The 24,141-nt window shown below is 72.5% G+C and carries 21 protein-coding genes and 1 pseudogene; 16 read left to right on the plus strand and 6 right to left on the minus strand.

The features are described from left to right. Positions 1-367: 367 nt before the first annotated feature. On the plus strand, positions 368-1,579 hold the full coding sequence (locus D6689_06195) for an MFS transporter (protein ID RMH43077.1): 1,212 nt from the start codon (positions 368-370) through the stop codon (positions 1,577-1,579). Positions 1,580-1,806: 227 nt separating this feature from the next. Next, positions 1,807-2,760, plus strand: coding sequence for a hypothetical protein (locus tag D6689_06200; protein ID RMH43057.1), 954 nt, complete (start codon positions 1,807-1,809; stop codon positions 2,758-2,760). A gap of 185 nt (positions 2,761-2,945) precedes the next feature. Here D6689_06200 and D6689_06205 read toward each other — a convergent pair whose 3' ends face one another. Both D6689_06205 and D6689_06210 read right to left on the minus strand, forming a co-directional pair. Next, positions 2,946-3,503: a hypothetical protein gene (locus tag D6689_06205; protein ID RMH43058.1), complete on the minus strand. Its 558-nt coding sequence runs from the start codon at positions 3,501-3,503 to the stop codon at positions 2,946-2,948. A 65-nt stretch (positions 3,504-3,568) separates the two neighbouring features. Further along, entirely contained in the window at positions 3,569-4,198 is a 630-nt protein-coding gene (locus D6689_06210; protein RMH43059.1) for a hypothetical protein, read from the minus strand. Between the two features lie 117 nt (positions 4,199-4,315). Between D6689_06210 and D6689_06215 the strand changes: the two genes are divergently transcribed. Continuing rightward, positions 4,316-5,101, plus strand: a complete 786-nt coding sequence (locus D6689_06215) for a hypothetical protein (protein ID RMH43060.1) — start codon at positions 4,316-4,318, stop codon at positions 5,099-5,101. Positions 5,102-5,148: 47 nt separating this feature from the next. Then, positions 5,149-6,972, plus strand: a complete 1,824-nt coding sequence (locus tag D6689_06220) for a serine/threonine protein kinase (GenBank protein RMH43061.1) — start codon at positions 5,149-5,151, stop codon at positions 6,970-6,972. A 367-nt stretch (positions 6,973-7,339) separates the two neighbouring features. Here D6689_06220 and D6689_06225 read toward each other — a convergent pair. Continuing rightward, positions 7,340-7,459 (minus strand): annotated as a pseudogene (locus D6689_06225) (biotin synthase). On the opposite strand from D6689_06225, the gene D6689_06230 reads away from it, so the two are divergent. The 5 genes from D6689_06230 to D6689_06250 all read left to right on the plus strand — a co-directional run bounded on the left by D6689_06230 (position 7,434) and on the right by D6689_06250 (position 13,512). Continuing rightward, a complete protein-coding gene (locus D6689_06230; GenBank protein ID RMH43062.1) occupies positions 7,434-7,724 on the plus strand; it encodes a hypothetical protein in 291 nt (96 codons plus the stop codon). The pseudogene D6689_06225 and the gene D6689_06230 sit on opposite strands and share 26 nt — an antisense overlap. Positions 7,725-7,737: 13 nt before the next feature. After that, complete coding sequence (locus D6689_06235) at positions 7,738-8,967, plus strand: hypothetical protein (GenBank protein RMH43063.1); 1,230 nt, start codon at positions 7,738-7,740, stop codon at positions 8,965-8,967. 33 nt (positions 8,968-9,000) lie between these two features. Next, positions 9,001-10,422, plus strand: coding sequence for a hypothetical protein (locus D6689_06240; protein ID RMH43064.1), 1,422 nt, complete (start codon positions 9,001-9,003; stop codon positions 10,420-10,422). After that, positions 10,422-12,107: a hypothetical protein gene (locus tag D6689_06245; protein ID RMH43065.1), complete on the plus strand. Its 1,686-nt coding sequence runs from the start codon at positions 10,422-10,424 to the stop codon at positions 12,105-12,107. The genes D6689_06240 and D6689_06245 overlap by 1 nt, the downstream gene beginning before the upstream one ends. Positions 12,108-12,228: 121 nt before the next feature. Beyond that, on the plus strand, positions 12,229-13,512 hold the full coding sequence (locus D6689_06250) for a citrate synthase (GenBank protein RMH43066.1): 1,284 nt from the start codon (positions 12,229-12,231) through the stop codon (positions 13,510-13,512). A gap of 90 nt (positions 13,513-13,602) precedes the next feature. Here D6689_06250 and D6689_06255 read toward each other — a convergent pair whose 3' ends face one another. Further along, entirely contained in the window at positions 13,603-14,532 is a 930-nt protein-coding gene (locus D6689_06255; GenBank protein RMH43067.1) for a universal stress protein, read from the minus strand. A gap of 35 nt (positions 14,533-14,567) precedes the next feature. Between D6689_06255 and D6689_06260 the strand changes: the two genes are divergently transcribed. The 3 genes from D6689_06260 to D6689_06270 are packed head-to-tail and all read left to right on the plus strand — an operon-like array spanning position 14,568 to position 18,978. Beyond that, positions 14,568-16,166, plus strand: coding sequence for an NADH-quinone oxidoreductase subunit F (locus D6689_06260; GenBank protein ID RMH43068.1), 1,599 nt, complete (start codon positions 14,568-14,570; stop codon positions 16,164-16,166). Beyond that, positions 16,159-17,292, plus strand: coding sequence for a 4Fe-4S dicluster domain-containing protein (locus D6689_06265; protein ID RMH43069.1), 1,134 nt, complete (start codon positions 16,159-16,161; stop codon positions 17,290-17,292). The genes D6689_06260 and D6689_06265 overlap by 8 nt, the downstream gene beginning before the upstream one ends. A 12-nt stretch (positions 17,293-17,304) precedes the next feature. After that, positions 17,305-18,978, plus strand: coding sequence for a formate dehydrogenase subunit alpha (locus D6689_06270; GenBank protein ID RMH43070.1), 1,674 nt, complete (start codon positions 17,305-17,307; stop codon positions 18,976-18,978). Between the two features lie 57 nt (positions 18,979-19,035). Here D6689_06270 and D6689_06275 read toward each other — a convergent pair whose 3' ends face one another. Next, complete coding sequence (locus D6689_06275; GenBank protein RMH43071.1) at positions 19,036-19,683, minus strand: hypothetical protein; 648 nt, start codon at positions 19,681-19,683, stop codon at positions 19,036-19,038. A gap of 162 nt (positions 19,684-19,845) precedes the next feature. On the opposite strand from D6689_06275, the gene D6689_06280 reads away from it, so the two are divergent. The 4 genes from D6689_06280 (at position 19,846) to D6689_06295 (ending at position 23,912) form a co-directional block, all read left to right on the plus strand. Then, positions 19,846-20,853, plus strand: coding sequence for a hypothetical protein (locus tag D6689_06280; GenBank protein RMH43072.1), 1,008 nt, complete (start codon positions 19,846-19,848; stop codon positions 20,851-20,853). After that, positions 20,850-22,037: an alanyl-tRNA editing protein gene (locus D6689_06285; GenBank protein RMH43073.1), complete on the plus strand. Its 1,188-nt coding sequence runs from the start codon at positions 20,850-20,852 to the stop codon at positions 22,035-22,037. Before D6689_06280 ends, D6689_06285 begins: the two co-directional genes overlap by 4 nt. A 38-nt stretch (positions 22,038-22,075) precedes the next feature. Then, a complete protein-coding gene (locus tag D6689_06290; protein ID RMH43074.1) occupies positions 22,076-22,693 on the plus strand; it encodes a hypothetical protein in 618 nt (205 codons plus the stop codon). A 193-nt stretch (positions 22,694-22,886) separates the two neighbouring features. After that, positions 22,887-23,912, plus strand: coding sequence for an aldo/keto reductase (locus D6689_06295; GenBank protein ID RMH43075.1), 1,026 nt, complete (start codon positions 22,887-22,889; stop codon positions 23,910-23,912). Here D6689_06295 and D6689_06300 read toward each other — a convergent pair. Then, on the minus strand, positions 23,884-24,141 hold a 258-nt coding region (locus D6689_06300), incomplete at its 5' end, for a hypothetical protein (GenBank protein ID RMH43076.1). The genes D6689_06295 and D6689_06300 overlap by 29 nt on opposite strands.

Here is a 24,141-nt window from a genome sequence, read left to right on the forward strand (position 1 = left end):
GGCGCGGGCGCGCCGCCGTCGCGCGGCGCGGGCGCGGCCGCGCGTCGCGCGGGCGCCGTCGCGCCGCCGTCGCGCCCCGTCGTCGCACGCCATCGCACAATCGGCCGCCGCCGCACCGCCTGCACGGCGTGCCGCGTCCCCGCCACCCAGGGCCGGCCTCCGGCGCGCGGGGCCGCGACGTGCCACTCCGCTCGCGCGACCGCGTGACCTTCGCAGGGCGCGAGCCCACCGGCGGGGGGAACGCCGATTCGCGGCGCCGCGACCTGTCGGGTACCGCGGCGTGTCCTACCATCGGCCTGCCGGTCGCGCGGGGTTGTGCGGCCGGCAGCTCGCTCCGCCGGATCGCGGTTGCCACCGAACTTTTCCGTTGTCCAAGCAACCATCACCGCCGCGCGCGCGCCGAGCGTGGCTCGCGCCCAACGTCGTCGCTCTCGGCGTGGTCAGCCTACTCACCGACACCGCGAGCGAGATGGTCATCCCGCTGTTGCCCGTGTTCATCACGGGCGACCTAGGAGCCGGGCCGCTGGCCGTCGGCTGGATCGAGGGCGCGGCCGACGCGGTCGCCAGCCTGCTCAAGCTCGCGTCCGGGCGGTGGTCGGATCGGCTCGGGCGACGGCGCCCTTTCGTGCTCGCCGGCTACGCCCTGTCAACGGTGAGTCGGCCGCTGGTCGCGATCGCGACCAGCGCGTGGCACGTATTCGCAGTACGGGTTGCCGACCGTACGGGGAAGGGACTGCGGTCGAGCCCGCGCGACGCACTCCTCGCCGCGTGCGTTCCGGCCGCGCAGCGCGGGACCGCGTTCGGTCTCCATCGCGCCATGGATCACGCCGGCGCCGTACTCGGACCGGTCATTGCCTACGCCTTCCTTACGGGGTGGGCGAACGACCTGCGCGCGCTGTTCTGGCTGTCCGCCCTGCCCGGCGTCGCCGCCGTCTTGGCCGTCGTCGTCGCCGTGCGCGAGGCGCCCGCATCCGCGACGCCGCCGGTAGTCGCGCGCGCTCACCCGCCCGCGCACCCGCCCGCGGCCGACGCGCCGCCGGGGCGACTGCTCGGCGTGCTGGTGCCGGTCGGCCTGTTCACGCTCGGCAACGCGAGCGACGTCTACCTGCTGCTGCAGGCCAGCGAGTCGCGAGCACCGCTGGCAACCCTGCCACTGTTGTGGATGGCGCTCCATCTGGTCAAGGCGGCCGCGTCGGTACCCGGGGGCAAGCTGGCGGACGCGGTCGGCCGCCGCCGCGTGATCGCGATCGGCTGGCTCGTCTATGCTGCGGTCTACCTCGGTTTCGCGCTCGCACACTCCCGGGCGGCAGTCTGGGGGCTGTTCGTCGCCTATGGCCTGTACCACGGCCTGACCGAAGGCGCCGAGCGGGCGTTGGTCGCGGATCTCGCGCCCGCCGCGCGCCGGGGAACGGGGTTCGGCTGGTACCACGTCGTCGTCGGCTTCGGCGGCCTCGCCGCGAGCGCACTGTTCGGCACGATCTGGCAGTACGCCGGCAGCGCGGCCGCGTTCTCGACGAGCGCGGGGTTCGCGGTCGCGGCCGTTGTTGCGCTGGCGGTGCTGGCGCCGCGCGCCCGTTGATCGCGGGGCGCCCGCCGAGACCGCGTCGCGGCGCGCGGATGACGTAGGCCGTGTGACCGCGCGCGGTGGCCGGCGGCCTGAGGACCCCGCGCCGCATCGCCGCGCGGCGAGCCGGGCAACGCGCCTGAAGTAACGGATGTATCAGCGACTACTTTTGTTGCGGCACGCGTGTTGGCTTCGGCGCGCGGCGCAGTTTCGATGATCCGCGCCGCGCTCGGTTGTGGTAGGTGGTCACGATGATGACCATGACGAACGTACGCCGCAGCTGGACCGCAATCGCTTGGCTTGCGCTGGTCGTGTCGGGGTGCACGGTCGGGGACTCGTTCGACGACGGGGGCGGCAGCGCCGCCGGGCCGGACGCGGGGCCGGACGACGGGACGTTGTACTGGGAGACGCTGTCGGCCGCGGAGGAGGCCTACAGCACGCACCTCTGGATCGTCGACCGCGCGGTCGACATCCTCGCGCGCCATTCCGGCGAGGCCGACGCCGCGGCAGCGGTCGCACGGATGCGCGACCCGTCCTGCGAGCCTCGCTGGCAGCAGGGCCTGTTCGACGCCGACTACAAGGCCGAGTACAACGACGGACGGCGGGACCTCGAGCCCGGCGCGAGCACCTGGCAGATCTGGCGGTCGGGCGCGACGTGGAAGTCGCACTTTTACGATCCGGCCACGGGCACGAACTACAAGGGTGAATCCTCTCCGGTGGCGAAGGAGCGGGCACTGCAGTTCGCGGCGGACGCGCGGGCGCTGCTCGCGGATGGCAACGTCTACGACGGCTGTTACGCGTTGGGGCTGGCTCTGCACTACATGACGGACATCACGCAGCCGATGCACGCGGCCAACTTCACGGCGGTCGACAGCCCGATCCGCCTGCATTCGCACGTCGAGGAGTACACGTTGGACATCCAGGATCGCTACGCGCGCGCGGACTGGTCCGGTCCGACCGCCGCTACCCCCGACGCGATCGTGGAGTTGGCGGCGTGGACGGCGAACGCACAGTGGCCGGCGATGCGCGGCGCCATCGAGGCCGCCTACGGCGACCGCTGCTGGTCCATGTCGCTGTACTGGTTCGACAGCGAGGGCTGCTGGCAGGGCGACGCGGCGGTGGACGCCGCCATCGGCCGCGCGCTGCGGACCGCGCAGGACGCGACGGCGCAATTCCTCGCGAGCGTCGCTCGCTGACGGCGCGGCCGGCCCGGGCGAACCGGCGCGGTCGCCCGTCGCGCCCGGTCGCGCGGCCGGGCGGTCCGGCGCCGCGGTCGCCGCGGTCGCTGCACGGCAGGTGCCGCGTCGCGGGGACCGCGTCATGGCGACGACCCTCGACGACGGCGCGCGCGGCCGGCGCCGGCCGCCGCGCGACGCGGGGCTCAACCGACTCGGCCGCTCGCCACCACCAGCGCGGCCGCATCGGCGGCGCACACGTCGCAGATGAACGCGCCGGCCCCGGCGATCAGGCGCCACACGTCGTGCTGTCGGGCGTCGCAAAAACTACACCCGAGACTCGCCGCCGGCGGTGTAGTCCGTCCGAACTCGTGCAGCAACCGCTCCCGCAGGGCCCGCGCAGCGGCGGACAGTGCCGCCGGGTCGCGGTCGAAGACGCCCGTCGCGATGCCGTCGCGCACCTGGCGTTCGATCTCGGCATACGCCGCGGCGCCGGCGAGGGCGCGCGCCGCCGGTTCCCACCGCATCTCGTCGCCGAGCGTCTCGAGCGTCAAGTCGATGCAGGCGCTACAAATCCGGTGCGGCCGCCCGATGGCGCCGGCGAGGGCGCCGGCAGCGGGATACGGCGTGCCGCAGAAATCGCACGCCCCCGCGACGGCCAGCGCGAACCGTCCGGGCAGTGCCAGCCGGCGCCGGCCGGGCAGCACGAGGGAGGCCGCCGCCGCACCGCCGACGATCAAGAATGTGCGCCGCGTGATGGCCACCCTGTGATCGTAACCGAGGCGGGCGCCGCGGCCCGTCGGTCGCTCGACCCGGGGCTCCGGCGGCGTCAGTTGTCGAGCGCCTCGAGCACGGCGCCCATCGCCTCCTCGACCTGGATGGCCACGTCGCGCGGCAGCGGCGACTCCGGCTCGGCGATGAGGTTGGCCATGCGGCGCGCGGTGGACACGATCTGCGCGCGAAGGCGTTCCGCGCGCTCGGCGTCGCTCACGGGGAACGCCACCTCGCGGAACCGCCGGGCCAGCAGGGGCGCCTCGGCGCCTTCGTCGAACGCCGCGCGGCGGATCGCGTCGAGCGTGTCGGCATCGGCGGCGCCGCGTTCCGTTGCGCGAGCAACGAAATCGACCGCGCGCAGGTCGGGCACGGGCTGCGCGGGGTCCGTGCGGCTGCGCTCGATCACCTTCGGCGCCTCGGTGCGCAAGAAGTGGTAGCTGCCGACGAGCTTGTGAACGGTGGCCGTCTTCAGGTGCAGCTCCTTGCGGCAGTAGGCCTCGAACGTGTCGAACCCCCAGCGCTTGTAGCTTTCCCGGTCGCGGACGGCGGTGAGCGCCTCCGCGAGATCGATCCACGACCGTTTGAACGCGCGCGCCTTGGCGAGCGCGTCGACGCGCTCCGGGTCGCCGGCGAACGCGAGCATCTTGTCCTCGAGCATTCGGTCGGTCTTGGTGACGTGCGCCATGGGGCCATGGTGGCGCGCGCGTGTGACAGCGGAGCGACAGTCGACCTCGGAAAACTGTGGTGCGTTACGTCTTTTCGATGAGTTGCCGCCGGCACGGGGCGTGCTACCGCCGCGGGTATGACCGCGCGACCGCCGCGCCGACCCCGCTGGCACGCCGCGCTCGCGCTCGCGGCGGCGGCCGCGTGTGCCGGGCGCGCGGCGGAGTCTGCGCCGGACGGCCCCGACGACGCGGTCCCCGGCGCGGCCGAGTGCGGCAGCGATGCGGACTGCGAGCCGGCGGGGCCCGACTGCTGCACCTGCCCGACGTTCGCCCTGCCCGTGGCGGAGGGGTGGGGCGCGGCGTGCGCCGGCGTGGTGGGCGAGTGCGCCGACCCGCGCACACCGGCCGCGTGCGGGGTCGAGGCGCGCTGCGAGGCGGGTTCGTGTGCGCTCGCGTGCGCCCCGGTGGTGTGCGAGATCGACTGCGGCGCCGGCTACGCGCGCACCGACGCCGGCTGCCTGACCTGCGCGTGCGCGGCAGGCGAGCCGCCCGCGGCCGACTGCGCGACGGACGCGGACTGCGTTCGCGTGCCGGCCGACTGCTGCGGCTGCGCGCGCGGCGGCGCGGATACGGCCGTCCCGGCCGCCGACGCCGACGCGCACCGAGCGGGCCTCGGCTGCGACGGGACCGAGCCGTGCCCGGAGGTGGACGTCTGCGAACCGGGCGCGTCGGCCCGGTGTGACTCGGGCCACTGCGCGTTGGTCGCCGGCGCGACCGACGGCGGCGCCGACGCCGGCGCGGGCGTACCGCGCCGCTGCGGTGGCGGTTTCGGTTCGTGTCCACCCCCGGCGGTGTGCGTGCTCAACGACCCGTCCGACTCGGAGGCGTCCGAGCGGGGAGTCGGGACCTGCCGTGCGCCGTAAATCTCGTTCCTTGCTCGGTGCACCGACCGGAGGCAATACTTAGGGGCATGGCTTCGGACGACGCCCATCGCGGGCCTGGCAGCGCGGCGCACCCGACGGCACCGCCGTCGGCGTCGCAACCGCTGGCGCAGGCCGAGCCGCCGGATCCGATGATCGGCGTCGTCATCGACCGCCGGTACCGCGTGCTGAGCAAGATCGGCGAAGGCGGTATGGGCCAGGTCTACAAGTGCGAGCACGTCGGCCTCAAGAAGCAGATGGCGGTCAAACTGCTGCGCACGGAGATCGTGTCGAACCCCGAGGCCGTGCAGCGCTTCCATCAGGAGGCGCAGTCCGCGTCGTCGATCGGCCACCGGAACATCATCGATATTTCCGACGTCGGCTCGCTGCCGGACGGGCGCGTGTACATGTGCATGGAGCTGCTCGACGGCCAGCCGATGAGCGATCTGATCCGGCGGCCGCTCGATCCCGCGCGCATCTTGCACATCTTGATCCAGACGTGTGACGGCCTCGCGGCCGCGCACCGTCACGGCATCGTGCACCGCGACATGAAGCCGGAGAACATCTTCGTCACGGTGCGCGACGGGATGGAGGTGCCGAAGCTTCTGGACTTCGGCATCGCAAAGGTCACCGGCAACGACGGCCAGAACAACCTCACGCGCACCGGCACGATCTTCGGCACGCCGTACTACATGGCGCCCGAGCAGGCGTTGGGCCAGCCGGTGGATCATCGGGCTGACATCTACTCGCTCGGCGTCATCCTCTACGAGGCGTTTACCGGCTCGGTGCCGTTCAAGGCCGAGTCGTTCATGGCGATCCTCACCCAGCACATCACGACGGAGCCGATGCCGCCCGAGCAGATGGCGGCACAAAATGGCTGGCCGCAGCCGCCTCCGCCGGTCGTGGCGATCATCCAGCGTTGTATGCGCAAGGAACCCGCGGAGCGCTACGCGTCGATGGACGAGCTGAAGGCCGCGCTCATCGATGCGTACCGCGCCGTCGCGGGGCCGGGGATGAGCGCCTACCTCGACGCCCAGCGCGCGTCGGCGGCCTATGGAGGCACGCCGTCGGGGGCGGCGTACGCGCCGCCCATGCCGACGCCGGTGCCGGCCGGCGCGGGCTACGGCACGCCGACGGCGTCCGGCATCGCGCACGGCGCGACCGGTCGCGCGCCGTCGGGTATGGCGTACGCCGACCCGGGCGCCGCGTCGGGGTACGGCGAGCTGGCCGCGCCGCCCCGCCGTCGCGGGTGGCTGTGGGCCGTGGTCGGCCTCCTCGTCGTCGGCGGCGGCGCGGCCGGCGGTTATCTGTGGTGGCAGGGCCGGCAGGGGGGCGACGGTGCGGAGGGCGGTCGGCGGCCGGCGCACGCGGGGGCGGCGCCGGCAGGCGTGCGGGCGGATCCCGATGCAGGGGGGGCACGCGCCGCCGGCGCCCGGGACGCCGCGATCGCCGCCGCGCCGGCGGCGGACGCGGCCGCGCCGGTGGCTCCGGCGGTCGACGTTCCGAAGATCGCCGTGCTCGTCAACTCGCGGCCGCAGGGGGCGGAGGTCTACCGCGACGGTACCCGCCTCGGGACGACGCCGTTGATCGTGGACGTGCCCAAGGGACAGCCGACCGAACTCCAGCTTCGCCGCGCGCGCTACCACGACGCGACGATCGTGGTCGACGGTAGCCGCCGGAAGGTGACGCAGAAGCTCGTGCGTCACCGGGGCGGGTCCTCGGATCGCGACGGGAACAAGCCGGGAGACGGGACGAAGCCGGGCGACCAGAGCAAGCCCGACGACCGGACGAAGCCCGACGACGGCAAGCACAAGCGGCCCAAGGACGGCATCGAGGACGGACTGATCGACGACGATTCGGACTTGCTGGAATGAACGCGCCGATTCGAATCGCGATTGCGCTCGCAGCGGCGGTGGCGACGGCGGTCGCACCGATCGCCGTTCGACCTGCGGTGGCGGGGCCGCGCGACGAGGCGCGCGCGCACTACGCGGCGGGTCGGGCGAAGTTCGACGCCGGCGACTACCGCGGGGCGATCGCCGAGTTCGCCAAGGCGCAAGCGCTGGCTCCGTCCCCGATCCTCGAGTTCAACATCGGTCTGTGCCACGAGCGCCTCGGTGAGACCGACGAGGCGCTGCGCCGTTACCGGATCTACTTGCAGCAGATGCCGGACGCTCCGAACGCCGAGCGGGTGCGCGACAAGATTCGCCGACTCGAGGCACAGCGCGGGGCGGCGCCACCGGCCGCGCCGCAGCCCGCCGCGCCCGCGCCGCAGCCCGCCGCGCCCGCGCCGCAGCCCGCCGCGCCCGCGCCGCAGCCCGCGACAGGCGACCCGGAGATGGATCGCGTCGCGTCGATCGACATCGCCGCCGTGCGCGATCGCTACCGCGGGGGTGCGGCTGCCGGGCCGGCGGCGCCCTCCCGGGCCGCGCCCGCGCCGCCGCCGGCGCCCGGCGACGACGCTCCGGAGGCCAAGCCCGTCTACAAGAAGGTGTGGTTCTGGGTCGTCGTCGGCGTCGCGGCCGTGATCCTCATCAATGTCGCGACGTCAGACTCGTCCGGCGGCAGTGCCGGCGCGTCGACCTCGACCGCGCTGAGCTGCTGTGGCGCGACGATCCTGCGGTTCTGATACGCTCGCGCCAGTGGCAGACGCAACACGACAGCTCGCACGCTGCGCTGCCGTCCTCGCGGCGGCACCGTCGGACCTCGGTGCATGGCTCGACGTCGGGCTCGCGCTGGAGGACGCCGGGCGCGCCGGCGAGGCGGCGAGCGCCATCGCGGAGCTCGGCCGCGCGGCCAGCGAACTCGGTCAGGTCGCACTGGCGGTCGCGTGCGCGCGGTGGCTCGACGAGCGCGATGGCGACGCCGCGCGGGAACTCACCGACCGGATCGCTCGGACGCACTGCGCCGAGTCGGATCGCATCGACCGCTCGTCCCGGCCCCGGCCGCCGGCGCCGCCGCGGGAAGCTCCGTCCGCAGCGTCGCGGCCGGATCCGGCGAATCTCGACGAAGCCGTCGCGGCGGCCAAGGATGCGGTCGAGCGCGCGGTCCGCGCGGCGCGCGAACGCGCCGGCGACCGGCTGCCGCCGACGCCGCTGCTGAGCGTGCTCGGCGCACAAGACATCCGCGCGCTGATCGGCGTCACCCAGTTGTCGATGCGCGTGCCGGGCGACGTCATCCTCGATCTGGGCCAGCCCGCCGAGTCGCTGTACTGGCTCGCGCGCGGCGCGGCGTTGGTCACCCGCGGCGACGAGGTGCTCGGCGAGCTGCGCGCCGGCGCGTTCTTCGGCGAGATCGCACTGTTGGCCGGGACGACGCGCACCGCGACGGTCACCTGCACGTCCCCGTGTTGGTTGCTCGAGGTGCCGGCGGAGGCGGTGGAGCGGCTCGCGACCGCGGCCCCGCGACTGGCGACGGTGCTCGCCGAGTACGCGCGCGCGCGGCTGCTGGCGAATCTGATGCGCACGTCCGAGCTGTTCAGCCGACTGAGCGACGACGAGCGGCGGACGGTGCTGCGCCGGTTCGAACCGCACATCGCGCGCGCCGGCGACGCGATCGTGCGCGAAGGCGCCGACAACGACCGGATGCACGTGATCGTGTCCGGGCGCTGCGAAGTGCGCGCCGACGACGAGCTGCTTTCGGAGCTGACCGTCGGCGACGCGTTCGGCGAGGCGTCGCTGCTGCGGCGCGCGCCGGCATCGGCCGACGTGGTCGCCGTGGAACACACGGTGACCCTGAGCTTGTCGCGGGAACAGTTCGATGACGTCGCCGTCGCGCACCCGGAGCTTCTGGCGGAGGTCTACAAGCTGCTGGTCGAACGCGAGCGGCAAAACGCGAGCATCGCCCACGACGCGAGCGACCTCATCCTGTGATGCGGGCGTGCGGCGGTGGGCTATAACTGGCGCATGCGACGCATCGCGCAGACCGTGACGATCGCGGCGGCGGTCGCCCTCGCGGCCGGGTGTGTGGAGCGCGAGCCGACCGGAGGGCAACCCGCGCCGCCGGATCCGGCGTACGTCGAGCGCAACCTGTTCGCGGAGTTGCCGGAGGGCGAGACGTTGACGCACCGCCTCGACGCCGACATCGGCGGCAAGGTCGTGTACCTCGGCAATCAGATCGACCGGACCGCGATCGTGCCGGGCGAACCGTTCACGATCGTGCACTGGTGGAAGGTCGTCTCGCCGCCGGGGCCCGATTGGCGCGTGTTCACGCACGTGATCGGGGCATCGCCCGCGGAATGGATGAACGTCGACTACACGCCGATGCGCGCCGGCCACGGCCCCGACAAGTGGCAGGCCGGCCAGGTCATCCGCGACGAACAGAAGATCGCGCTCAAGGGCGACTGGAGGTCGCCGACCGCGCGGATCGCCGTCGGCCTGTGGCGGCGCGGCGCGCAGGGCGTCGACGGCCGCATGCCCGTGTCGTCGGGCCCCGTCGACGCGGAGCGCCGGCTGATCGTCGCGACGTTGCCCGTGCAACTGAAAGGCCAGCCATCTCTGCCGACCTACGCGATCCGGCGCGCGCGCGGCCCGATCGAAATCGACGGCAAACCGGACGACGCCGCCTGGGCCGCGGCGCCGTGGAGCCCGGACTTTGCGCCGACCATCGGTGGGGAGCCGTTGCGGGATCGAACGCGCGCGAAGTTGCTGTGGGACGATCAACATCTGTATGCGTTCGTCGAAGTGACCGATCGCGACGTGTTCAGCGAGTTTCGCGACCGCGACGGCACGCTGTGGAAAGCCGACGTGGTCGAGTGGTTCATCGACGCCGACGGAAATCGCCGGGGGTATGTCGAGCTGCAGGTGAACCCGCACAACGCGCACTTCGACGCGTGGTTTGCCAAGACGCGGCGCGAAGGCTCCGACGTCGCCTGGAACGCGGGGATGCGTTCCGCGGTGCGGGTGCGCGGGACGGTCGACGATCGCAGCGACGTCGACGAGGGGTGGGACGTCGAGGTGGCCATCCCGTTGGTGGCCGTGCGCGGGCGCGACGACGCGATGCGCGTGACGATTCCGCCGCGCGTCGGCGATCGCTGGCGGCTCAACATCGTGCGGGTCGACAAGCCGAAGGACGCCGGCCTGCGGGCGTCGTCGTGGTCGCGCATCCCGATCCAGGACTTCCACGCGCTCGATCGGCTCGCGACCGTCGTGTTCGCCGACGCCGATGGGCAGACCGCAGCCGCGCGCGCGGTCGGAGCGCGGGCCGCGGCGACCGCCGCGCCGGCGGAGGCTGGCGGCGCGGCGACTGCCGCCGGCGACGAGCCGCGCGCGGTGAAGCCCGCGGGCGGCGCCAAGCCCCGCACGACACGACCGGTCGAGGCCAGGTGATGCGCCCGCGCGCGGCCGGTGCCGCCGGGTATTGCGCGGCCGCGATCGCCGTCGCGCTGGCGCCGGCGTGCGGTGGCTCGGTCGGCCGGTCGCCCGGGTGGCGCGCGCCGCGGCCGGCGGCGACCGCGACGGGCGAGGGCCGCACATCGGCCGGCAGCGCGGCGGCCGAGCGTCTCGTGTTCGTTCCGTCCGGGCCGCCGGCGCGCGCGTACGGGGCGCCGGCCGGCACCGCCGCCCCGCGGGGACCGGTGGCGGACGCCGTGGTCGGGGCGGTGGCGCGCGCGGCGGCGGCCGCCGGCCGTCCCGCGCCGATGCGCGATCCGCGCCTGTTCGCCGTGGCCGCCGACCTGGCGCCGCTCGCGCGCGAGGACGCGCCGATCCCGTACGCGCTGGTCGAGTTCGCACTGCGCTACTACGGTGTCGTCGAGCCGTCTCCGCACCTCGTGCTCATCTGGGGGCCGCTCGACGATGCGAGCCGGTACGCACGGCAGGTCGAAGCACAACTCGCCAACCTGTTCGCGTCGACGGAGGTCGCCCGCGTCGGCGTCGGCAGCCACGCACGCGGTCGAACCGGTGTCATCCTGTTGATTCTGCAACCAAGCTTCGTCGACGTCGATCCGGTGCCGCGCCGCGTGGCCGTAGGCGAGGCGATCGCTCTGCGCGCACGGGTGCGGCCGCCGTATCGGGATCCGCACGTGTTCGTCACGCGTCGCGATGGCGGCGTCGACGAGCCGCGCGTGTCGGCCGGCGCCGACGGTCGCGTCGCGGCGCGGGTGGCGTGCGACGATCCCGGCGTGTTGCGCATCGAGATCGCGGCGTCCGACGCGCGCGGCTCGTCGGTGCTCGCCAACTTCCCGGTGTGGTGCGGCGTCGCCCCGCCGCGCACGACGAGCGTCGCGGTACCGGCCGGCGCGACCGACGCCACCGCGATCGACGCCGAGCGCCGCCTGTACGAGCGCGTCGACGCGGCACGCGCCGCCGCGGGACTGCCTCCGTTGGTCCGCGACGAGCGGCTCGCGGCCATCGCCCGCGCGCACAGCGCCGAGATGCGCGACACCGGCGAGGTCGCGCACGTGTCGCCGACGACCGGCACCGCCGCCGACCGCGTGCGCGCCGCGGGGATTGCGACTGCGCTCGTGCTCGAGAACGTGGCGCGCGCCTACGGGGTCGACGAGGCGCACGAGGGGTTGATGAACAGCCCGGGCCACCGCGCGAACATCCTTGCGCGCGAGGCGACCCACATCGGCATCGGCGTCGCCTTCGGGCGCGGTGAGGCGGGCGAGCGAGCGCTGTTCGTCACGCAACTGTTCATCCGCATTCCGCCCGCGGTCGATCCGACTGTGGCGCGGGCGCGTATCCGTGCGCGCATCGAGCGGCGCACTCGACTGCGCCGGGACGAGCGGCTCGAGGCGATCGCGCAGCGGTTCGCGCGCGACGTGGCGTCGGGGGTGCCGGCCGAACGCGCCGCAAAGCGGTCGCAGGCGGCGCTCGACCGGCTGGCCGCCGACTTCGCGGCCGTGACGACGATCGCCAACGCGGTGGCCGACGTCGACGGTTTTCCGCTTGCGTCTGTCCAGAAAGAGGCGAGCATGACCCATTTTGGGGTGGGCATAGCGCAGGGCCGCCATCCCCAGATCGGCGACCGGGCGCTGTTCGTGGTGGTGCTCGTCGGCCAGCGGCGCTAGTCGCTCGCCGCCGCTCGGGCGGCGCATTGCCGCGGAGCCGCGGGGCCACCGGGCGGGCGACACGAGCAGTTGCCACCGGTGCTTCTGGCGGCGTGCGCGAACTCCCTTTAGGATGCCCGCGATGACCGACACTGCAAAGCTCATCGTGGGCGACCGCGAATACGAACTGCCGATTCTCGAGGGGACGGAGGGCGAGCGCGCGCTCGACATTCGCAAGCTACGCGCCGAGACCGGACTCATCACGCTCGACAACGGCTACGTCAACACCGGATCGACGACGAGCGCGATCACATTCCTCGACGGGGAACGGGGAATCTTGCGCTACCGCGGGATCCCGATCGAAGAACTCGCGGAAAAGTCGACCTTCGTGGAGACGGCGTACCTGCTCATCTACGGCGAGTTGCCGACGCGCGATCAGCTCGCGCGATTTTCGCGTCTGTTGACCTACCACAGCATGATCCACGAGGACATGCGCCACTTCTTCGACGGGTTTCCGAGCACCGGCCACCCGATGGCGAGTTTGTCGGCCATGCTGTGTTCGCTGTCGGCCTACTACCCGGATTGCCTCGATCCGACCGGCGACCCCGACATGCACATCAGCCGCGCGCTGTCGAAGGTGCGGACGATCGCGGCGTTCGCGTACAAAAAGAGCATCGGCCAGCCGATCATGTATCCGCGCAACGAGCTGTCGTACTGCGCGAACTTTCTGCACATGATGTTCGCGGTGCCGGCCGAGCCGTACGAGCCGGACCCGGATCACGTGGCCGCGCTCAACACATTGTTGATCCTGCACGCCGACCACGAGCAGAACTGCTCGACGTCTACGGTTCGCCTGGTCGGGTCGAGCAACGCCAACCTGTACGCGTCGATCAGCGCCGGCGTCCTCGCGCTGTGGGGGCCGCTTCACGGGGGCGCCAATCAGGCGGTGATCGAAATGTTGCGCGAGCTGCACGACAGCGGGACCGACTACCGCACGTTCATGGAAGACATCAAGAGCGGGCGTGGCGGCCGGCGCCTCATGGGCTTCGGTCACCGCGTCTACAAGAGCTACGACCCGCGGGCGAAGATTCTCAAGGCGATGGCCGACCGGCTGTTGGCGCGCAAGGGCATCAACGACCCGCTGCTGGACGTGGCGCAGGGGATCGAGCAGGTGGCGCTCGAGGACGACTACTTCATCGAGCGCAAGCTGTACCCGAACGTCGACTTCTACAGCGGCATTCTGTACCGGGCGCTCGGGATCCCGGAGAGCATGTTCACGGTGATGTTCGCCATCGGCCGGCTGCCGGGCTGGATCGCGCAGTGGAAGGAGATGATGGACGATCCCAAGCGCAAGATCGGCCGGCCGCGCCAGCTGTACATCGGGCCGACGAAGCGGTCGTACGTGCCGATCGATCAGCGCGGCTGACGGCCGGATGTCCGCGCGGGCGCCGGCAGGAGAGCGCGGCGCTGTCCGACTCTCGCGCGGCCGGCGGGCGGATGCGCGGTGCGCGCGGGCTCAGTCGTCGGCGTCGTACGTGCCGTGGACGACGAGCACCGAGCACGGCGCGTAGCGCACGGTCATCTCCGACACGCTGCCGAGCAAGAACCGGCGCAGGCCGCGCCGGCCGTGGCTGCCGAGCGCGCACAGGTCGAACTGGCCCGCGACGAGCCGGTCGTGGATGCCCGCGGCGGCGGGCTTTTCCTCCTGCACGAACGACAGCCGCACGTCGGCCCGGGGATGGCGGTCGAGCCACTGTCGGGCGCGCGCTTCCGCGCCGACCTCGATCTGTTGTCGCAGTTTCTGGCCGACCGTTTCGGCCCCCGGGATCCCGCGCCCGGTCGCCGTCGCCGGCAACACCCAACTGTGGTACAGCTCCACTTCGGCGCCGGGGGCGGCCAGTTCGATCGCCGCGTGCAGCGCCTTGTGAGCGAACGGCGAGAAGTCCGTGGCGACGAGGATCTTGCGGTAGCCGGGATGCGGTGTCGCGTCCGGTCGTACCACGAGGACCGCCGTCGACGCGCAGCGGACGACCTTCTCCGCGGTACTGCCGAGCAGGACGCGCCGCAACCCGGTGCGGCCGTGGGTCCCGAGCACGATGAGATCCGCGCCGGTCTGCTCGGCCGCCTTGACGATCGCCTCGTCCGGCAACTCATTGACCATCAGCGGCGACGCCTTGACGCCGTCGCGGCGCAGCTGGTCGCACAGGGCCTCGAGCTGCGCGCGTTCCTCGGCGTACGCGCGTTCGAGCCGTTCGTCCGGTACGTCTTGCACGGGGCCGATGATCTCGGCGACGTCGACCGCGGGCATCGTCGTCGCGTGCACGAGCACGATCTCCGCACCGCAGCGCCGCGCGATGGACGCCGCGTGGTCGACGGGCGTGCGCGACTGCTCCGAAAAGTCCGTACCGACGACGATCTTGTCAATTCGCATGGTCGTGTCTCCCACCGTCGTCTCGACTATGCCACACTCCCGATCGGAGCATGGCGACCGACCGGGACAAGCGCGCCGAGATCCTCGATCGGGTGCGGGCGCTCGGCGGCCTCACGCCCGGCGTCGCGCGCCAGGTGGCCCGCGACACCGGCGTGGCCGAGGCTGAAGTGTTCGGCGCGGCGAGCTTCTACCACCTGCTGGCCGAGCCGGACGTGCGCGTGCGCGTGTGCACGGGCCTGTCGTGCGAGCTGGCCGGCGCCGGCGACGTGCTCGCGCGCGCCCGCGCCGCGGGCTGGCCGGTAGGGACCTGCGCGTGTCTCGCGGCCTGCGATCGCGCCCCCGCGGTACTGCACGGGCGCGACACCCTCGCCGGCATTCGTCCGGACGACGTCGACCGCGCCGCCGGCGATTGGCGCGCCCTCGCGTCGAGCGCCGTGCCGGAACGCGACTGGCGGGGCGACGTCGGCCCGGCCGGCGCGCCGGCCGACCGGCTCGCGTGCGATCTGCTCGGCGAGCCGGATTGGTCCGGATCGGCGTTCGCGCGTGCGGCGCAGCTCGGGCCGGACGCCGTGATCGCCGAGATCGATCGGGCCGGCCTGCAGGGGCGCGGAGGCGCGGGCTTTCCGGCCGCGGTCAAGTGGAAATCGGTGCGATCGCAACCGGACGGGGACCGATTCGTCGTCCTCAACGCCGACGAGGGCGAGCCGGGCACGTTCAAGGACCGCGAGCTGCTGCTCCGCCGGCCCGACAAGGTGCTCGAGGGGCTGGCGATCGCCGCGGCCGCGGTCGGCGCGCGGGACGTGTACCTCTACGTGCGCGGCGAGTTCGGCGCGCCGTGGCGGTCGCTCGAACGCGCGATCGCCCGCTTCGCCGCATCGGGCGCGCTCGCCGACACGCGGTTTCATCTGCACGCCGGACACGGCGCGTACATTTGCGGCGAGGAGACGGCGCTGCTCGAAGCCCTCGAGGGCAAGCGCGGCATGCCGCGCCTCAAGCCGCCGTTTCCAACCGAAGTCGGGCTGTGGGGGCGACCGACCCTCATCCACAACGTCGAGACGATCGCGTGCGTGCCGGCGATCGTGCAGCGCGGCGGCGACTGGTTTCGCGCGCTCGGCAAGACGGGGCCGGGGACGAAGCTGTACTGCATCAGCGGCCACGTGCGCCGGCCGGGCACCTACGAGCTGCCGCTCGGCGTGACGGTCGACGAACTCGCGGCCGCGGCGGGGGGCTACGTGGGCGAGCTGCGCGCGTTCAGCCCCGGCGGCGCGAGTTCCGGCTTCTTGCCGGCGCGCCTGCGCGACACGCCGTTGGACTTCCGCGCGCTGGCCGATGCGGGCTCGATGCTCGGGTCGGCGGGGGTCGTCGTGCTCAACGACACCGCCGACGTCGTGGCGGCGGTCGCAAACCAGCTCCGCTTCTTCGAGGCCGAGAGCTGCGGCCAGTGCGCGCCGTGCCGCATCGGCACGCGGTTTCTGCGCCAGGCGCTCGACCGGTTTCGCGCTGGCGCGGGGCGCGGCGCCGCACTCGCCCAGGTCGCCGACGTCGCGTGGCAGATGAACGAGGGGTCGATCTGTGGCCTCGGGCAGGCGGCGCCGCTGCCGTTGGTGTCCGCGCTGCGCCACTTTCCGGAGGAGTTTGCCGATGGCTGATCGCAATGCCGACCGGGCGTCGGGCGGTGGCGCGTCGCTGACGGCGTCGCTGACGATCGACGGCGAGCGCGTGCCGTTCGCTCCCGGCGAGACGATCTTGCAGGTCGCGCGCCGCGCCGGCGCGTGGATCCCGACGCTGTGCTACGACCCGCGGCTCGAGCCGGCGGGCGCATGTCGCACGTGCCTGGTCGAGATCGACGGCTGGCGGCGCCTCGCGCCGGCGTGCGCGACGCCCGCCGCGGCCGACATGGTCGTGACGACGCGTAGCGATCGGATCGCGCGCCACCACAAGACGCTGCTGTCGCTGTACATGACCGACCACGTCGCCGACCGCGACGCGTGCGAGACCGGCGCGCCGTGCGAGCTTCACGCACTCGCCGACCGCGTCGGCGCCGCCACGGACTGGCCGCGGATGGAGCCGGTGCGCGCGGGCAGGCCGGACGACCGCAATGCGTTCATCGAGTTCCGCCCGGACCGGTGCATCCTGTGCGCCCGGTGCACGCGCTACTGCGCCGAGGTCGAAGCGGTCAGCGCCATCACGCTGGCGGGGCGGGGCTCCCACACCACTATCACCACCGCCGACGCCGCGTCGCTCGTCGATACGACGTGCGAGATGTGCGGCGGCTGTATCGACACCTGTCCGACCGGCGCGATGACCGAAAAGATCCCGCTGCGCGAACACGCGCCCCCGGACAGGCTGCTCGACAAAGTTAGGACCACCTGCAACTACTGCGGCGTCGGCTGCCAACTCGATCTGAACGTCGACCGCGCGGCGCACGGCGGTCGCGGGCGGGTGGTGAAGGTGACGAGCCCGCCGCCCGGCACGCCGCCGAACGACGGCAACCTGTGCGTCAAGGGGCGGTTCGCGTACCAGTTCATCGAGCACCCCGACCGGCTCACCCGCCCGCTGGTGCGCGACGCCGGCGGCAGTCTGCGGGAGACGAGCTGGGAGGACGCGCTCGCGCGCGCGGCCGCCGGCCTGCGCGGCGTCGCCGACCGGCACGGCGCCGACGCGCTCGGCTTCGTGTCGTCGTCGCGCTGCACGATGGAGGAAAACTACTTGATGCAAAAGCTGGCGCGGGCGGTGTTCGGCACGAACAACGTCCACCAGTGTGCCGCGACTTGACACGCCCCCACGGTGGCCGGTCTGGTCACCACGTTCGGCGCCGGCGCGATGACCAACAGCATCGGCGAGATCCGCGACGCGGACTTCTTGTTCGTGATCGGGTCGAACACGTCCGAGGCGCACCCGATCATCGCCATGGAGATGAAGCGGGCGGTGCGCCGCGGCGCCACGTTGGTCGTCGCCGATCCGCGGGCGATCTGGATGACGCGGATCGCCAAGCGTCATCTGAAGCTCCATCCGGGCACGGACGTGTGGCTGCTCAACGCGATGGCGCACACGATCATCGAGGAGGATCTGGTCGACCGCGCGTTCATCGAGGCGAACACGGAGGGGTTCGACGCGGTCGCGCGGACCGTCGCGCGCTACTCGCCGGAGGAGGCCGAGCGCATCACCGGGGTGCCGGCCGACGACATCCGGACCACGGCGCGCGAGTACGCGACGACGCCGCGCGCCGGAATCTACTACACGCTCGGCATCACCGAGCACACGCACGGGACCGACAACGTGTACGCGCTGTCGAATCTGGTGCTGATGACGGGCCATCTCGGGCGCCCGTCGGCCGGGATGAACCCGCTGCGCGGCCAAAACAACGTGCAGGGCGCAAACGACTCCGGCGCGAGCCCCGTGTTCTTTCCGGGGTACCAGCGCGTCGACGACGACGAGGTGCGGCGGAAATACGAGCGGTCCTGGGGCGTGTCGCTCCCGTCTACGCCCGGGATGAACCTCAACGAGATGATGAAGGCCGTAGGCGATCGCATCAAAGGCCTGTTCATCATGGGGGAGGACATCCTCGTGTCGGAACCGAACGTGTCGCGGCTCGAACGGGGCATGAACGCGCTCGAGTTCGTCGTCGTCCAGGACATCTTCCTCAACGAGACGTGCCGATTCGCCGACGTCGTGCTGCCGGCCGCGTGCTTCGCCGAAAAGGACGGCACGTTCACCAACTCCGAGCGCCGCGTGCAACTCGTCCGCCGGGCAGTCGACCCGCCCGGTGAGGCGCGGCCCGACTGGCGCATCCTGGTCGACCTGGCCCACGCCGCCGGTGCCCGCTGGCGGTTCGACCATCCCGAACAGGTGTACGCGGAACTCGCCCGGGACGCGCCGAAGTTTGCCGGCATCAGCCACGACCGCATCCGCCGGCTCGGCGTCGGGCTGCAGTGGCCGTGTCCGGATCCCGACCACCCGGGAACGCCGTATCTGCACGCCGGCCGGGTTCTTCGCGGCAAGGGGTTGTTTCAGCCGGTCGACTACCGCCCGCCGGTCGAGGCTCCACAGGACGACTACCCGCTGGTGCTGTCCACCGGTCGCACGCTCTACCACTACAACGCGGCGACGCAGACGCGGCGCACGCCGGGTCTGGCGGCCAAGCAGCCGGCGGCGTTCGTCGAGATTCATCCGGCGGACGCGCGCGCGCGCGGGATCGACACGGGCGACCTGGTCGAGGTGCGGTCGCGGCGCGGTCACGTGCGCGCGCGGGCGATCGTGTCGCGACAGGTCCGGCGCGGCTGCATCTGGATGCCGCTGCACTTCCCCGACGCGCGCGCCAACCTGTTGACGGTCGACGCGGGGGATGCCGTGACCGGCACCGCCGAATACAAGGTCTGCGCAGCGCAGGTCGTCAAGGTCGCCGGCGTCGATCGGATCGACTTCCGGGGCGCCTACTACGCCTACGCCGGTCCGGAGTAGGCGATGCGCGGCGCACGCCGGCTGCCGACGGTGCAGCCGCGCGTCGGGTTTCGCGCGCTAACACGTGGCGCAGTTGTCGCCGTCGGTGGTGCAGCCGAAGTCGTCGCTGCAGCCGGGCGGGCACGACGCCGGTGCGCGACACGCATCGTGGCCATCGCACGTCACCTGGCACGCGCACGCGGCGGCGCACGCGACGCCGCGTTTGCAGCTTTCGTCGCCGGCGCAGGCGACGTCGCACGGTCCCACGCCGCACGCGACGGGGCGGTCGCAACTGCGTCGCCCGCTGCAGGTCACCTCACAGGCCGTCGCCGCCGTGCAATCGACGCTGCGGCACGACCCGTCTCCCGCGCAGTCGACGCGGCACGCAAACCCGGGCGGGCATGCGACGTTGCCGCAGCTGTCGTCGGCGTCGCACACGATCACGCAGACATCGCCCTCGCACGTGCCCGGACACAGGGCGTCGCAGGTGGCGGACAGCCCGGCATCCGGCGGTGCGGTCGTGCCGCCGGCGTCGGGCGTGCGCGCGGTATCGCCGGCGTCCGGGGCGCCGGGGTTGCCGGCGGCGTCGGGGCCGCGGGGATCGCTGCCGGCGTCCGGCCCGGTGGCGGGCGGCACGAGGTCGCCGCCGGCGCCGGACGAGTAGCCCGACGCGTCGAACGAGCAGGCGGCGCACACGAGCAGGACCGCAATACCGGTCGATCGCATGCGAGACCGGCGATGCAACGCGCACGCCGGCCTAACGGCCCGGAATTGTGCTCGGCGCATGCGCATGCCGCGTACAGGTGTGCAGCTCGCGTACGCGCCGGGCCGGACCGCCCCCGCCCCGTGTGTAGTAACGTGGCTCGCCACACGGAGGTCGAGCCGTCCATGGGAATGAAGCCGCGGGTGCGCATCGCCAAGCCGCCGATCCTGTTTGCCAAGACGCAGAAGCTCGTCGCCGCGCTGCAGCGCGAACTGGGGGCGCCGCTCATCGCGTACTGGACGTCGCCCAACGGCTCGGTGTGTCACAACGACGTGACGGCGATCTACGAAATCCTGGACGCGATCGGCGAAGTGCCCGAGCTGTACCTCGCCATCAAATCCGACGGCGGCTCCGGCGAGGCGGCGCTGCGCATCATCAACTTGTTGCGGCAGCATGCGGATCGGCTGGTGGCGCTGGTGACGCGCGAGTGTGCGTCGGCCGCGACGATGATGGCGCTCGGCGCCGACGAGATCCGCATGGGGCCGCTGGCGTACCTCACGGCGGTGGACACGTCGTTGCGCCACGAGCTGTCGCCGGCCGACATCGACAACGACCTGGTGTCGGTGAGCCAGGACGAACTGCTCCGCGTCATCCGGCTGTGGAAGCAGTCGGCGACCGCGGAGGACAGCAACCCGTACAAGACCCTGTTCAAGTACGTTCACCCCCTGGTGGTCGGCGCGGTCGACCGGTCGAGTTCGCTTTCGGTGAAGCTCTGTCAGGAGATCCTCGGCTATCACATTCCCGACGAGCGCAAGGCGCTCGCCATCGCCGAGCACCTGAACTCGGCATATCCGTCCCACGAGTACCCGATCACGCTGCGCGAGGCGGAGCGCATTGGACTGAAGGTGGCGCCGCTCGACCGCGGCATCAACGACCTGTTGCTCGAACTCACCGAACTGCACGCGGAGATGGGCCAGCGAGCGCTCACCGACTACGACGAGTTCAACTATCACTCGCACGAGATCGGCAACATCCTCGAAGGGCTGGGGATCCAGGTGTTCTACCAGCGCGACAAGGACTGGCATTACCGCCGCGAGGAGCGCCGCTGGGTGCCGATGAACGACAAGAGCGCATGGAAGAAGGTCGCGCGCGTCGGCCGGCGGGTGGAGACGTCGGTGTTGCACTTGCGATGAGCGGAACCCCGACCGAGCGCCTGTATCTGGCGGATCCATGGCTGTGGACGTTCGACGCGACCGTCGTCGGCCACGCGCAGCGTCGCGGTCGCGCCGCGGTCGTGCTGGATCGGACCGCGTTCTACCCGGAAGGCGGCGGCCAGCTCGCCGATCGCGGCACGCTCGGCGGCGCTGCGGTGGTCGACGTGCAGGTCGACGACGGCGGGACCATCTACCACGTCATCGACGGCGACCCGCCGCCGCTCGGCGCGCGCGTGCGCGGCGAGGTGGACGGCCGGCGGCGGCGAGCGCACATGGCGCTGCACACCGGCCAGCACATGCTGTCGCGCGCGCTGGTCGACGTGGCGGCGGCGCCCACGGTGTCGTCGCGGCTGGGGGAAGGCGGCTGCACCGTGGACGTGGCCGTTTCGCGCCTCGCGGACCGCGACGTCGCGGCGGCGGTCGAGCGCGTGCACGAAGTCGTCGACGCGGACGTCGAAGTGCGCGCATGGGTTCCGCCGCCCGAGGAACTCGCGCGGTTGCCGCTGCGGCGCGCGCCCAAGGTCGCCCGCGACGTGCGCGTCGTCGCGATCGGGGACTTCGACGTCTCGCCGTGCGGCGGTACGCACTGTACGCGGACGGGACAGGTCGGCGTCGTTTGCGTCGACCGCGTCGAGGCGTACAAGGGGATGACGCGCATCCACTTCGATGCCGGCCCGCGCGCGCGCGACCGGATCGCGCGCCACGCGCTCGCCCTGCGGGCGATCGGGCGCGCGCTCAGCTGCGGCCCGGACGAGGTGAGCGATGCGGTGGACCGCTTGCGCGCCGACCTGGCGGACGCGCGCGCAGCCCTGTGCGACCTACGTTTGCGCGCAGCCGCGGAGGTCGCGGAACGCCTGATCGCGGCCACGCCGCCGCCGGGGTGGGTCGTCGCCGTTGTCGACGGAGATGTCGCCGCCATGCGCGCGATCGCCAAGCGGATCGCAGACGCGGGGCGCGCCTGCGCCCTCGCGGTCGTCGACGGCGACGGCATGCGGATTCTCGCGGCGGCCGGCGAGGGCATCGCCGCCGACTGCGGGGCCCTGATCCGGGCGGTGTGCGCTCGCGCCGGTGGCCGGGGGGGAGGGCGCCCGGCCCACGCGGAAGGCCGACTGCCGGCGATCGCCGACTGGCCCGGACTCGTCCGCGACGTGCAGAGCCATTAGGCGGCCGCCTCCGGCGGTCGCGCGCCGTCGCGACGCGTGTGCGCTCGACCGCGCACGGACGAACGGCGCGCGCGACGGGGGCCGCGGGAGCGTGCAGGCGCGCCCGCGCGGTCGCGAGCGACCGACGCACCGATCGGTCGCCCGGCGAACCGCTGTTCGCGGGCCGGCGTCGCGACGCATCGACGTCTCGCGGCCGCTGCTCGCGGGCCGGCGTCGCGACGCATCGACGCGTCGCGGCCGCATGCGCACGTCCGGCGGCCGTGTGCGCCCCGCGCCGTTGCGAGTTCGTCGGGTCGGTCAGGCCGACCGCGACGTCGCGAGATGGGACGGGCGTCTGGTTCGTGGGCGCGCGTCGCGTCGATGCGGTCGGCGCGCGCCCCCGCACCCGTCACGCCTGCGCGCGCGGCGGCTCGGCGGTGGTCGTCGACTGCGGAGCCGGCGGCGTCGCGGTCGCGCCCGCGGCCGGCGCGTCGCTGGCGGCCGGCGCGTCGCTGGCGGCCGGCGCGTCGCTGGCGGCCGGCGCGTCGCTGGCGGCCGGCGGCGCGAACTTCGCGCTGAGCGATTCGAGGTACTCGGCGGTGTGCTTGAGCGAGCGGGCGCTCGTGGCCAGCGCCGACGCCGCCCACGTGCGGCTCAGGTTCTGGAAGTTCTCGTAGGTCTTGGTGAAGTACCGGGTCGTTGCGGTCATGGTCGCGCCTCCTGTCGGTGTGGTTTATGCGTTGCGTCAAGGAAGCTAACCACCGTGGAGGCAAAGTCAAGAGGTTTTTGACACATCGCGTCAACGGGGCTGGCCATTTGGGCGAGCAAACGGGGCCGACCGCCGGTCCCGGCGCGCTACCATCGCCGCCCATGGACTACCGAAACCTCGGAACGAGTGGCCTCAAGGTGTCGACCCTGTGCCTCGGCACGATGACCTTCGGCGAGGCGGACGAAAACTCGTTCATGCACGGCGTCGGCTGTGACGAGGCGACGGCGTTTGCCATCATGGACCGGGCGGTCGACGCCGGCATCAATTTCTTCGACACGGCCGACGTCTACGGCCAGGACGGGCTTACCGAGCGCGTCATCGGCAAGTGGTTCGAGCGGTCCGGCCGCCGCGACGACGTGGTGCTCGCAACCAAGTGTCGGTTCCGCATGAACCCGGGCCCCAACGGGACGGGGGCGTCGCGCTACCGGATCGTCAGAACCGTCGAGGACAGCCTGCGGCGGCTCAAGACGGATCGCATCGACCTGTACCAGATCCACATGCAGGACGTGGACACGCCGGAGGAGGAGACGTTGCGCGCGCTCGACGATCTCGTTCGCGCCGGAAAGGTCCTCTACATCGGCGCGAGCAACTACGCCGCGTACCGGCTCACCGATGCGTTGTGGATCAGCCGCACCGAGCACCTGGAGCGGTTCGTGTCGCTGCAGATGATGTACAACTTGATCGCGCGCGACCTCGAGCGCGAGCACGTACCGCTGTGTCTGCGCCACGGCCTCGGCATCATTCCATGGTCGCCGCTCGCGGGCGGGTTTTTGTCGGGCAAGTACGAGCGGGGCAAGCCGCCGCCCGCCGGCGCGCGCCTCGACAAGTGGAAGGAGCGCTACGATCGCTTCGATACCGAGCACAACTGGCAGGTGCTCGCGGCTGTCCGCGCGGTGGCCGCGGAACTCGGCGCATCGCCCGCGGCCGTGTCCCTCGCGTGGCTGTTGCGCAAGCCCGCGGTCAGCTCGGTCATCTTCGGCGCGCGCTCGCTGCAGCAGCTCGAGGACAACCTCGCGGCGGCGGCGTTGTCGCTGCCGGACGAGGCGTTCGCGCGCCTCGACGAGGTGAGCGCTCCGCCGCTCGGCTACCCGTACGACTTCATGCACCGCGTGCAGGGCCGCTGGTGACCGCGCCGCCGTCGCGGGCGGCCGTGCGCTCGAGTAGCGCGATCAACCCGGCTGCCATCGACGTGAGGAAATCGCGCGCGAGGTCGTGGTCGTCCTCGAGCCGATCGAGGAACAGCTCGCGATCGATGGCGAGGGCGACGAAGCCGCCGTGGACGGTCGCGGTGTACCGCCGCGGCACGTCCCCGAGGGCGCACAGCCCGCCGACCGAGGAGCCGACGCCGAACGTAAA

This window comes from Deltaproteobacteria bacterium (assembly GCA_003696105.1).
Lineage (GTDB): Bacteria > Myxococcota_A > Polyangia > Haliangiales > J016 > J016.

Bases quoted from the DNA above. Each gene is read 5' to 3' on its own strand.
- D6689_06215 (RMH43060.1), top strand. From the start codon at position 4,316: ATGACCGCGCGACCGCCGCGCCGACCCCGCTGGCACGCCGCGCTCGCG.
- D6689_06220 (RMH43061.1), top strand. From the start codon at position 5,149: ATGGCTTCGGACGACGCCCATCGCGGGCCTGGCAGCGCGGCGCACCCG.
- D6689_06280 (RMH43072.1), top strand. From the start codon at position 19,846: ATGGGAATGAAGCCGCGGGTGCGCATCGCCAAGCCGCCGATCCTGTTT.
- D6689_06265 (RMH43069.1), top strand. From the start codon at position 16,159: ATGGCTGATCGCAATGCCGACCGGGCGTCGGGCGGTGGCGCGTCGCTG.
- D6689_06230 (RMH43062.1), top strand. From the start codon at position 7,434: ATGGATCGCGTCGCGTCGATCGACATCGCCGCCGTGCGCGATCGCTAC.
- D6689_06210 (RMH43059.1), bottom strand. From the start codon at position 4,198: ATGGCGCACGTCACCAAGACCGACCGAATGCTCGAGGACAAGATGCTC.
- D6689_06250 (RMH43066.1), top strand. From the start codon at position 12,229: ATGACCGACACTGCAAAGCTCATCGTGGGCGACCGCGAATACGAACTG.
- D6689_06240 (RMH43064.1), top strand. From the start codon at position 9,001: ATGCGACGCATCGCGCAGACCGTGACGATCGCGGCGGCGGTCGCCCTC.
- D6689_06245 (RMH43065.1), top strand. From the start codon at position 10,422: ATGCGCCCGCGCGCGGCCGGTGCCGCCGGGTATTGCGCGGCCGCGATC.
- D6689_06260 (RMH43068.1), top strand. From the start codon at position 14,568: ATGGCGACCGACCGGGACAAGCGCGCCGAGATCCTCGATCGGGTGCGG.
- D6689_06275 (RMH43071.1), bottom strand. From the start codon at position 19,683: ATGCGATCGACCGGTATTGCGGTCCTGCTCGTGTGCGCCGCCTGCTCG.
- D6689_06285 (RMH43073.1), top strand. From the start codon at position 20,850: ATGAGCGGAACCCCGACCGAGCGCCTGTATCTGGCGGATCCATGGCTG.
- D6689_06295 (RMH43075.1), top strand. From the start codon at position 22,887: ATGGACTACCGAAACCTCGGAACGAGTGGCCTCAAGGTGTCGACCCTG.